The sequence below is a fragment of the Lysinibacillus sp. genome (genome assembly GCF_032093475.1).
Classification (GTDB): domain Bacteria; phylum Bacillota; class Bacilli; order Bacillales_A; family Planococcaceae; genus Lysinibacillus; species Lysinibacillus irui.
Map to the genome: position 1 here is coordinate 1 of NZ_DAMDAY010000064.1, position 11,315 is coordinate 11,315.

Annotated in this window: 10 protein-coding genes and 1 riboswitch; of the genes, 5 read left to right on the forward strand and 5 right to left on the reverse strand. The window is 35.6% G+C overall.

Annotated features, from left to right (window positions below; translation table 11 throughout):
* From RT445_RS13910 to RT445_RS13920, 3 genes are all read right to left on the reverse strand, one after another.
* Positions 1 to 696, reverse strand: a 696-nt coding sequence (locus tag RT445_RS13910; RefSeq protein WP_313470727.1) for a spore germination protein, incomplete at its 3' end; no start/stop codon positions are given.
* A gap of 249 nt (positions 697 to 945) precedes the next feature.
* Positions 946 to 1,146: a cold-shock protein gene (locus RT445_RS13915; protein WP_004225195.1), complete on the reverse strand. Its 201-nt coding sequence runs from the start codon at positions 1,144 to 1,146 to the stop codon at positions 946 to 948.
* 473 nt (positions 1,147 to 1,619) lie between these two features.
* On the reverse strand, positions 1,620 to 1,784 hold the full coding sequence (locus RT445_RS13920; protein ID WP_274793341.1) for a hypothetical protein: 165 nt from the start codon (positions 1,782 to 1,784) through the stop codon (positions 1,620 to 1,622).
* Positions 1,785 to 2,206: 422 nt separating this feature from the next.
* Between RT445_RS13920 and RT445_RS13925 the strand changes: the two genes are divergently transcribed.
* Positions 2,207 to 3,628, forward strand: a complete 1,422-nt coding sequence (locus RT445_RS13925) for a VanZ family protein (protein WP_274793342.1) — start codon at positions 2,207 to 2,209, stop codon at positions 3,626 to 3,628.
* Between the two features lie 83 nt (positions 3,629 to 3,711).
* Here the strand turns inward: RT445_RS13925 and RT445_RS13930 are convergent, their stop codons facing one another.
* The gene (locus RT445_RS13930; protein ID WP_313470737.1) at positions 3,712 to 4,947 is read right to left on the reverse strand and encodes a Na+/H+ antiporter NhaC family protein; all 1,236 of its coding nucleotides are present in this window, start codon (positions 4,945 to 4,947) and stop codon (positions 3,712 to 3,714) included.
* A 139-nt stretch (positions 4,948 to 5,086) separates the two neighbouring features.
* A riboswitch (SAM riboswitch) is annotated at positions 5,087 to 5,194 on the reverse strand.
* Positions 5,195 to 5,820: 626 nt separating this feature from the next.
* Positions 5,821 to 6,705 (reverse strand): LysR family transcriptional regulator, encoded by an 885-nt coding sequence (locus tag RT445_RS13935; protein ID WP_274793343.1) that lies wholly within the window; start codon positions 6,703 to 6,705, stop codon positions 5,821 to 5,823.
* A gap of 130 nt (positions 6,706 to 6,835) precedes the next feature.
* On the opposite strand from RT445_RS13935, the gene RT445_RS13940 reads away from it, so the two are divergent.
* The 4 genes from RT445_RS13940 to RT445_RS13955 form a co-directional block, all read left to right on the forward strand.
* Positions 6,836 to 7,576, forward strand: a complete 741-nt coding sequence (locus RT445_RS13940; RefSeq protein ID WP_274793344.1) for an acetoacetate decarboxylase — start codon at positions 6,836 to 6,838, stop codon at positions 7,574 to 7,576.
* 142 nt (positions 7,577 to 7,718) lie between these two features.
* Positions 7,719 to 8,750 (forward strand): ketopantoate reductase family protein, encoded by a 1,032-nt coding sequence (locus tag RT445_RS13945; RefSeq protein ID WP_313470728.1) that lies wholly within the window; start codon positions 7,719 to 7,721, stop codon positions 8,748 to 8,750.
* Positions 8,751 to 9,326: 576 nt separating this feature from the next.
* Positions 9,327 to 10,241, forward strand: a complete 915-nt coding sequence (locus tag RT445_RS13950) for a class I SAM-dependent methyltransferase (protein WP_313470730.1) — start codon at positions 9,327 to 9,329, stop codon at positions 10,239 to 10,241.
* Between the two features lie 388 nt (positions 10,242 to 10,629).
* The coding region (locus tag RT445_RS13955; protein ID WP_313470732.1) for a Ger(x)C family spore germination protein at positions 10,630 to 11,315 on the forward strand (686 nt) is incomplete at its 3' end.

Consider the following 11,315-nt stretch of genomic DNA (forward strand, 5'->3'; position numbering starts at 1 on the left):
AAAAACAATAATTCTGCCGTCAATTAAATAGCGACAAACACTATCGGGTCTTACGGTCATGTAATATTGTGGAAATGGTGAAAAAGGATTGTCTTCAATTAGTTGTTTCAAGACTGAGACATCAGTAATTAAAGGATAATCAATTTGATCGATTCGATTTCTTAAATTCTCTAAATTTTTCTCATTGACTATGTTTTCCATATACATAATAGAAATTTTTATATTTGCCTCGGAACCAATGATACGGTTTTCATTTTTTAGCATAGGGCTTTGAATGCGCCTACGCAGTAAAGAAATATTCGTTTCTAACGATTCAGTAAAGGCATCCTGTGGGCCAATAACAGTTGATTCTGTTTCTGTGTTAGCAATTGCCCTGGTCGGTGCACTATAAGTATCAACACTTACCAATCCGTTCGTTTCATGAAAATATAAAAGCGTTTGCCCCGCATTTAATTTTTTGACAGCTTCACTAATTTTCTTTGAATCCACATATTCAGAAATTTGATGTATTTGTTTAATATTATTGGCTAAAGGGATATAAACCATCGTTTGAATGGTCATCTTTTCCACTAAAGAAGAAAAGTAAATAACCGTCACATCTCCTTCTTCAGTAGAAGTCATTTTAAATTTAACATCATCTACTTCGTAAGTTTCCTGTTTTAGTTTAGCAATTATTTGCCAAGCTGCCTCGTCCATCCAAACGATCCCCCTTTGCTCAATTTTCTTTTTAGTTTATCTGGTTCTTCATGTAATTATGCTAAAAAATGAAAGCTATATATATAAATAAAATAAGAAAACCCATTGCCAATTAAGGCAACGGGCTTGAATTACGATGACATTTAAAATTTAACACATCTTACTAAACAATTTCTGAACAAATTTCTCTGAAATAAAAAAGAAAACCACTCTATAACAAGTGGTTTTCTTTCTTCATTCATTTAAGAATTAAAGTTTTACGATGTTAGCAGCTTGAGGTCCGCGTTGGCCTTCTTCTACTGTGAATTCAACTTTTTGGCCTTCTTCAAGTGATTTGAAACCTTCACCTTGGATTGCTGAGAAGTGAGCGAATACGTCTTGTCCGCCTTCTACTTCGATGAAGCCAAAACCTTTTTCTGCATTAAACCATTTTACTGTACCTTGTGTCATAATCAATGACCTCCATTTTAAACTTATTAAATAAAATCATAATACTTTAAAAAAAACACATACTACAAAAAGTATTAATCAAAAAACGAATACTCTTTGTAATATGTGAATTCATTGTTTGTTTACGCACGATTTTATTAACTTAACTATATAACAAAAAATTATATTTGTCTAGTCCAAACGTAAATTTTTTTAAATTTGGTCTTGGAAACCAATTTGGTTAAAACCTTTGATCTTGTCTAATTAAAGTGATTTACTAAAAATTCACAACATAAAAGGGACATTTTTTTGTATAAGTAGCCTTTTTTTACACAAATTAATAGGGAGTGTATCGCACGCACTTATTTGGTTGTGACGCTAGTTGACCGTCACAGCCTCCCCATTTGTTACTTAGGGTCACTTTAAAGCCCGGTGACCCTAAATTATTTCTTCACCTGTTGAAGCAAAGAAAAAAGCATCTCTTTTAAAGATGCTTATTGAGACAATTCTTCAGATGAAGTTTTTTCAAACTCTAATATATGTCCATCTATTTTTGCTTTTTCTTGTTCCTCGATAAATTCTTCTTTTAGTTCATCAAGTCTGGAATTATGTGTTTTTTGATAACCCGGAAATAGATTGTAATCTACTGGTTTCCCCATAAGTTCACCTCTTATCTCAGTTTTTATTTTATTATAGGGTATATTGATATTTTCTGACAATTGTTTATACTCTTTTTGATTATATGGACTGACAAGACACTACAACTGAAGCCTTATAAATCATTGATAAATATACATAATGGCCTAGGAAAATATTATTTGAATACTATGATTTCATTAAACCTTTATTAATATAAATGTCACTATTAAAATAAAAACACTCATTTGACGTTTCTATAAAATAGGTGTTCAAGATTACCCCTCTCCCCTCCCCATATATGATGAAAAAATCTTAAGAAATCTTCATAAATATTCTCAATAATTATTAATAATTGCCATTTACAATAATGAAGGTCGACAGTCAACACATGTTTTATGTGTGTGGACCATGAACAGAATCAATTAGTTGGGAGCGTTTTATCTTGGGAGTAACAGAAATTATTATTAATATTCGAATTTTAATGTTGCCCGTCATCATTATTATTGGCATTGAGTTTTTGCTTATTGCCCTCTATTATTTCGTTTATTATAAAAAACAACCATCCGAACGAAAAAAACTAAGTATTACTAAAATGATGCTTGGCGCACTCTTCATTGGGTATATCGTATTTGTATGTGAGCTAACGATTATTGGACGTGGTTCTTCTCATTTCCTAGAGATGAATCTTCAACCATTCAGTGGTTATATCGATGCCTGGAAAAAATACTCGTTACGTGATCTTCAAAATTGTATTTTTAATATATTAATGTTTGTGCCGCTTGGGATTTTCTTACCCTTACTTTTCTCTAAATTTAAAGCTTTTAAGAGGCTTTTCCTTGTAGTCGTATGTGCTACACTTTCAATTGAAACATACCAAACACTTACAGGAGCAGGGATTTTCGAGCTTGATGACTTATTCAACAACTCACTTGGTGGGGTTATCGGATACCAATTATACAGACTAGGGGCTTCTATTGTTCATCACAAAAAAGTAAAAATAAAAAGTCTTGTTGGAACTTTGGCTATCCCTCTTATCATGGGATTGATTTTTATTGGGATGTCATTGGTATATGCTCAACAAGAATTTGGACATCTGCCAATAAACGCTTATACAAAATCCAATATGTCAGGTGTTCATGTATCTACTTCATTGCAATTAGACTCAAACCCTACTGTTGCGCCCGTTTATAAAAAAATTATTTATAATGAAGAAGTTGAAACATTGTTGCAAGATAAATTAGGGTTATCGGAGTTGAGTGCAAAGAATTATAAAGACGACCGAGAAATTTTATTGCAAGACAAAGCAGGTATGCAATATACATTATTTATAAGTTCAATGGGGAATTGGTCGTTAACAGCGAATAATTATTCGCAGCAAGCGACATCGACTGGTCAGGAACACTTGATTGATAAGGCGAAGGCATTGATGGACGAACTTTCTATCCTCCCTCAAGAAGCAGAGTTTTCTGTACTGGAAAACGGGGAATTTGAATGGAATCTTCCAGATCGTCCCGATTTAAATGTCGACTATTGGTATGGGGATGTAGTTCTTGATCTTACACAAGATGGACGTGCATATTCATTAGCCTATAATGTTCAAAGAAATCAATTTACACGGGAAGTAGATATCTTGTCCCCTGCTGAAGTATATGAGCAAATAAAGAATGGAGAATTTCCTCAAATAAAGTATAATGCACTCGTTACAGAAGAAGAGCTGGTTCTAAAAAAAGACGATCAGCTTGAAATTGAATTAATCGAGCTAACGTATATGTATGACACAAAAGGTTTCTATCAGCCAGTATACAACGTTTCTGGAACATTAAACGGAAACAACTGGTTTACACTAATACAGGCAAGAAAGTAATCCTTCTAAATCTAAACCATTACTTTAAGAGATGAAAAAGACCAGCTAAGCTAAAATTTTGCTTTGCTGGTCTTATTTGAGCTTTAGGCTTTCTTTTTTGAAGGGTATCCGATAGAAATAGCTATCATTCCGCAAATACCAATAAGAATGGGATAGATCGAGTATTGCAGCATACTTACTGGTGATATTTTGGCCACGCTTGCGGCAGCAAGGAATTGAGCCCCATACGGCAGAAGCCCTTGGACTGTACAGGAGAAAATATCTAATATACTTGCGGATTTTCTTGGCTCAATGTCATATTGTTCAGCAATATTTTTAGCAAGTGGCCCAGCAATTAATATCGCAATTGTATTATTAGCAGTAGATAAATTCGTTAAACCCACAAGGCTAGCAATGCCGAATTCAGCACCCTTTTTCGATTTAATTCTACTTGTCGCAAGGTGCAGCAAAAAGTCAATGCCTCCGTTAAACTTAATAACCTCTACCATTCCAGCTATTAATATGGCAAGAAAGGCGATTTCATACATACCGGACATGCCTTCTCCAATCGTTTGCAGAAGGCTCATCAAGTGATAGCTACCATCTACTAAGCCAACAGCACCTGCAAGGACAATCCCTAGTGCCAGCACAAGGAAAACATTCATCCCAGATAACGCTAAAATGATCACTAAAACATATGGTACAATTTTAACCCAATTATAGCTTACATGCGCCACTTGTGCTGTTTCACCCATTGAAATGATTGCTAAAATAATGCTCGTTACAATCGCTGCTGGCAATACAATCCAAAAATTAACCTTAAACTTATCCTTCATTTGTGCGCCTTGTGAACGTACGGCAGTAATGGTTGTATCTGAAATAAAGGATAAATTATCACCAAACATTGAGCCACCAACAACAGCCGCCATCACTAAAGCAATAGAAAGGTCTGTAAGATCACTTATTCCAACGCCTATTGGAGCTAATGCAACAATCGTTCCCACGGATGTACCCATTGAGAGGGAAATAAAACAGGCAATGATGAACAAGCCCACAACCAGTAAGTTTTGCGGAACGACCGATAAAGCAAAGTTAACAGTGGAATCTACTGCCCCCATACCTTTTGCAACCTCTGAAAAGGCCCCAGCCAAGAGAAAAATAATAACCATCATCATGACATTTAAATTCCCTGCACCTTGACAAAAAATATCAACTTTTTTCGTAAACGATTCTTTTCGATTCATGGCTAGAGCCACAGCACCTGCAATGGTGATAGCAACAATGACAGGAAAGGCATAAAAATCACCTGTAATAACCCCAGAACCAATAAATAATATCATAAAAACAACAAATGGGATCAGCGCCCATGGATTCTCTTTCTTCACTGTTTTACCTCCAAAAAAATTAAAATCAGCCTTTTTCCATAAAAAAAGGCCTCATCTTGAATGAACAAGAAGAGGCCTTATATTGAAAATACACCTCTTATCTATCAAGTCATTTCTTGCTGGATTTGGCACAGTAACTTAATGACTAAGTTCCGCTGCCGAGATTTCATCGGGCCAGTCCCTCCATCTCTCTTGATAAGAAGAAAAAATATTATTTTTTTGACACAATATTAAAAGATTAAAATAAAAAATTAATATTTGCAACAAGTTTTTTCTTTAACTTCTATACGTACATAGATTTTCCGATTAATCTTAGAAGAAATCTGCTTATTGTAGCTGATTTTGTGTATTACTGAATAACGCCGATAGCGGATATTCCATCTTGCTCCTCGGGTATTCATCCTGCTTCGCGGGTATTTCACCTTACTCCGCGGGTATTCAGCCTTGCTCCGCGGGTATTTCGCCTTGCTTCGCGGGTATTCAACCTTGCTTCGCGGGTATTCAGCCTTGCTCCGCGGGTATTTCACCTTGCTCCGCGGGTATTCAGCCTTGCTCCGCGGGTATTCAGCCTTGCTCCGCGGGTATTTGCCTGCTAAATAATAGAATATAATCCCAGGTCGCTTATTGTGCAACTAACAAAAAACCAGGTGCTCTTCTAAGAAGAACGCCTGGTTTTATTGTGAAAGTGAATCTTACTAACTTACTTAGTTTTGATTCGTTATAATACTACGCTAAGTTGAGGCAATGAACAAGTTAAAATATTTTCCAACAAAATTTTAGGGAATTTTTATGTTTTTTCGAGCATTTCAGGAACCCGTTTCAAAGGTATTAAATTTTGTAGTGCTCATTATTTTCTTTAAAGTAAGTAATAATAAAGTCCCGTAACTGTTGAACGGCAGCTGACGAGATGGAATTTTTTACCCAGGACAGACCTACTGTATACGTTGGATGCATATTAGCTATTTTTACATAATGTAAATTGAACTTTCTACAAACCGATATGGGCAACAAGGCTACACCCTGTTCCAGCTGGATAATTTCTGCCAGGAGGGTTGAATCTACTTCATAGTTTTTGATAGGCATAAATCCCGCTCTTTCACAAAGTGACGTTGTAAAACGGCTATATTCTGCATTGTTGGCTAAGGAAATAAAGGATTCATTTGCAAACTTAGCTAGAGAAACCTCTGATTGACCAGCCAATGGGTGATTAGAAGGCAACACAAGTACTACATCCTCTGCCACAAGCACACAGGTTTCAATTTCTTCATCAATGATTGGAGGGCCAGCTATGCCCAGATCAATATCCCCTTTCTTTAAATTTATACGTATATCATCCCTTGTCTCAATTCCCTGTTGAATTTTGGCATGAGGAAAATCATTAATATATTGACTAATTAGTCCAACGAGAAATCGGGTATTTGATATGGCTATTTTAACTGTACGAGCATTGATTTCATCAAGTGATTGAATATCCATTTTTGCATTTTCTAGTTCGATAAATACCTTATTAACATGCTTGAGCATAATCTGTCCTGCAGCACTTAATTCAATATTTCTTCCTTTTCTATGAAATAATTTTGTGCCTAGTTCATCCTCCAGACGTTTTATAGTCAAACTTAAGGATGGCTGTGCAATATTTAACTGTTGAGCCGCCTTCGAAATATGCTCTGTATTTGCTACTGTTTGAAAATACTTCAATTGTAAAAGTTCCATTTCGCTTAAGCCCCCTAATTCATTTATCTAAATAAATATATTTATATCTTATTATGTATTAGACGCAATGTAAAATCCGCATTAAAGTAGTTATTGTAAGAAGACAAAGTTGAAAGAATGGTGGTTTTTCATGAGAAAAGATGAAGTAATGAGACAATTCACAACACCGTTGGATGCAGGTGCTTATCCCATTGGACCTTATCGCTTTTATAACCGTGAATATTTAAATATCGTCTATAAAACAGATATGGAAAAACTTAAGAAAATTGTTCCAGAACCATTGGAAGTGAAGGAGCCCTTTGTCAAATTTGAAATCATGAAAATGCCAGATGTTACAGGGCTAGGTTCTTATACAGAGTGTGGTCAGGTCATCCCTGTTAGCATGGATGGTGAAGAAGGTGATTATTTACATGCAATGTATGTTGATAGTCTCCCCGCCATTGCCTCTGGTAGAGAAATTGCTGCGTATCCTAAAAAATTAGGTAAGCCTAGTTTATTTGTAGATTCTGATACATTAGTTGGTCTCTTAGATTATGGTTCATTAAGAGTGGCTAATGCAACAATGGGATATAAACATTTCCCACTGGATCATCAAGAGGCACTGAAAGAAATTATCAAACCCAATTATATGTTGAAAAAGATGCCTGGTTATGATGGACGACCAAGAATTTGTGAGCTAGTGAGAAGTGAAATTACGGATATTAAAATACTGGGAGCATGGTCAGGTCCAGCGAGACTTGAACTTTTTGCCCATGCACTTGCCCCAATGGCTGATCTACCAGTGTTAGAAGTTGTATCAGCTTCCCATATTGTTACAGAACTATCGTTGGCATCACCTACTGTTGTCTACGATTATTTAACTGAAAAATAGAAAGAACACTAATCCATACATTATCTAATCAAGCAATGACGCCGTATGGAACTATGCAGATGAAGCTATTAGAGAAACAACGTGACAAAATACAAATAGCTAAGCTTAATTGAATAATTAAATAAACCAAGGAGGCATTTAGATGAGAATCGCCGTTTTAGGAGCAGGATCTTTAGGAACAATCGCTGGTGCATATATTGCTGCCGGTGGACAAGATGTCGAATTAATTGATGTTTATCAAGAACATGTAGACGAATTGAATCAATCAGGGGCAAAAATAACAGGAACTACTGACTTTCAAGTGAAAGTAAAAGCCATTACGCCTAAAAATATGTCAGGAACTTATGATTTAGTTTTACTGTTAACAAAACAATTGTATAATGACTCGGTTTTACAAGGCTTACTACCATTTTTAAATGAAACAAGTGTCGTTCTTTCTTTACAAAATGGGATTCCAGAAGAAAAAGTCGCTGCAATTGTAGGGCGAAATCGTGTGATTGCTGGATCAGTTGAGTTTGGTGCTACATTCATTCAACCGGGCATATCTAGTTTGACAACAGAATATAACCACTTCAAACAATATGCATTTCAAATTGGTGAATTAAATGGAGAAACAACAGAAAGAATTAGACAAATACAAACAATTTTAAATCTTGTAGGTGGCACACACATCTCAGACAATTTAGTTGGCACAAAGTGGTCTAAACTATTAATTAACAATGCTTTTAGTGGTCTTTCTGCCGCGCTCAATACGAATTTTGGTGGCGTTCTTGATCATGAGACGAGTAGTATTAGCGCCGTGCATATTGCGGATGAAACGATAAAAGTGGGGCATGCTGCTGGAGTACAATTTGCCAAAATGAATGGCTTCGATATAGCTTCATTAGAAGTGAAAAAGGCTCATGATATCCCTGAACGTGTCAAAGCCTTCCAACAATTGATGGCATCCTCTAAACTACTTAAAGCAAGTATGCTACAGGATTTAGAGAAAAAACGTAAAACGGAAATAAATTATATTAATGGAGTAGTATCGGAGCTGGGCGAAAAGCTGGGTGTTGCCACACCTTTTAATAACCTTGTCGTTCAATTAGTAAAACAGGCAGAAGATTTACAGAGCGTTACTAATTTTGAAACAAACATGCCATTCTTTGCTGAACTAGTTAATCATCATTAAACAAAATGACCAGTCACTCTTCACAGAGTGCTGGTCATTTTGCGTTTAGGTAAAGACTATGAAAATCTTCTTGAATAGACTAACATATTGTTCTGAACAAAATCTGAACAATGATACAAAAAAGACTAGACCCTACAACATGCTGTAAGTCCTAGCCTTTTAAGTGAAAGTGAATCTAACTAAATTTTTGCTTAGCTTTTGATTCACATTATAATACGAATGAACAGCCTAAAGGTTTCATATTTTTTTAATAAAATGGGTCTCCCTACACAAAAAGACCAGGAAATCACGAAAATGTGATCCTGGCCCTTTTGTGAAAAGTGAATATTACTCGTTTACTTTAGTTTTTTTGTATTCTACTAATAAGTTAGACGGCTGTTAGTTAAAAAAGTTACATTTATTTTTAAAATTTTTTATTTAATTTTATAGTATGATCTATCTTCCCCTCTCGTATAATCAAAGTACTGAAAACTTGACAAAAAAATTATTTTATGCTAAAATTTACATTTAAAATATTGTTTTGTATAATAGGATTCTCCTGGCCAGGGGAATCCTATTTTTTTGAGGAGTGTTAATATGAATAAACAGCAATCTAGTATCACTTCATTAATAGCTGCCTTTAGTAGAGCTTATCATAGTCAAATGGATACACCGAAAATTTTTGATGATTATGTAGCAAAAGAGTTAATCTCACCTGAAGAGTTTCAAAGTATTCAAGATTACCTGATACAAGGCATCGACTTCTTTAACAAGGACATGGCTATACCAACTAAAGACAATGTAAAAAATTTAGTAAAATGGATAACGCAAATTCAACTCGCTCCTACTCCCTTGGCACGTGCAGCATACAACGAAAATGTCTTGCATCATGAAATCCGGCTTGGTATCGAGCAATATGTCATTTTAGGCGCTGGCTTGGATACTTTTCCTTATCGTCATCCTCAGTTAGAAACAGTTGTAGAAATTTTTGAGGTTGATCATCCTACAACCCAGGCTTTTAAGAAGAAACGATTACAAGAAGCATCACTTCCACCAATGAAGCATCTTCATTTTGTTTCAATGGATTTTACTAAACAATTCCAATCTCAACCCCTCTTTGAGCAAGGGTTTCAGTATAAAAAGACGTTTTTTAGTCTGTTAGGTGTCTCCTATTATTTAACGAAAGAAGAATTAGCAAGTTTACTCACTCACTTATTTGCTCTTGTTCCATCAGGCAGTTCCATTGTGTTGGATTATGCCGATGAAACTCTCTTTCAGGAAAATGGCCTTTTTAATAGAGTGGACAACATGGTGAAGATGGCTGCTGCAGGTGGCGAGCCGATGAAATCGTGTTTTACTTATAAGGACATGGAGAAGATGTTAGATCCATTGGGTTTACTCATATACGAACATCTTACCCCTCCTGCTATTCAACAGCTTTATTTCCAGAATCGGACGGATTACTTATCAGCTTTTGAAACCATCCATTACATGCATATTGTTAAAAAATAAGTATAGTTAATTTATTTTTATATTATTCTTAATTTTCTTTCTATTTCCCAGGCAATTAACTATTTCAATATATAAATTTAGTATACTATAGTAGTGTAAAGCTAATTAGCCTTACACCTCCTAGATTCGTTACTAGGGTCACTGTGAATGCAGTGGCCCATCTATTATTAACAACAACCCTTAAAAGGGCCAACTTAAAGTTTTTTACTAAAAAATAAGCCTCATCCCAAGTGTATGCACGTTTACTAGCCAGACAAGCGGACATGCTCTGCTTATCCTAATAACAGTTTACAAAAAGAGTTACCTCAATATCACTTTTTGATTATTTTGGCTGTTATTTGCTTATCCTTAATAATGTTGGACTATCTTTGCCCTTTTCCTTGAGGAGGTGCCGATCATCAAGCACACACTGTCATTCATACTATTGCTTTTCATTATTCTTTTGTTAGGTGGATGTTGGAGTAAACGAGAGTTAAACGAATTGGCTATCGTTACGGCCTTTGGGGTCGATAAATCGGAGGAGCTTGTTGAAATTTCCGTGCAAATTGTTAACCCTAGTCAGGTAGCCTCAAACAAAGCCTCTAGTTTCCAAGTCCCTGTTTTTACCTACCATGCTAAGGGAAAATCCTTATTTGACGCCATGCGAAAATTAACCACTTTGACGCCAAGGAAACCCTATTATTCCCATGCGCAAATTATAATCATCGGTGAAGAGATGGCTAAAGAAGGAATGAATAGCATTTTAGATTTACTACAAAGGGATCCAGAGGGTAGAAGCGAATTTAACATTATTATTGCCCATGAATCGACTGCCCAAGAAATTTTGAGTATTTTAACACCATTAGAGGATATTCCAGCTAGTAAATTGTTTAAATCCTTAAAGGATACTGAAGCAACCTGGGGAACGACTGAATCTGTTATTCTCGACGATTTAGTTCAATCTTTGGGTCATATAGATAATAGCGCCGTATTACCTAACATTCAAATTCATGGTGATGCGGATGCTGGAAAATCTAGCAGCAATGTTGAAAAAATTAAGAGCCCCGCACAATTACAATATGGTGGACTGGCTGT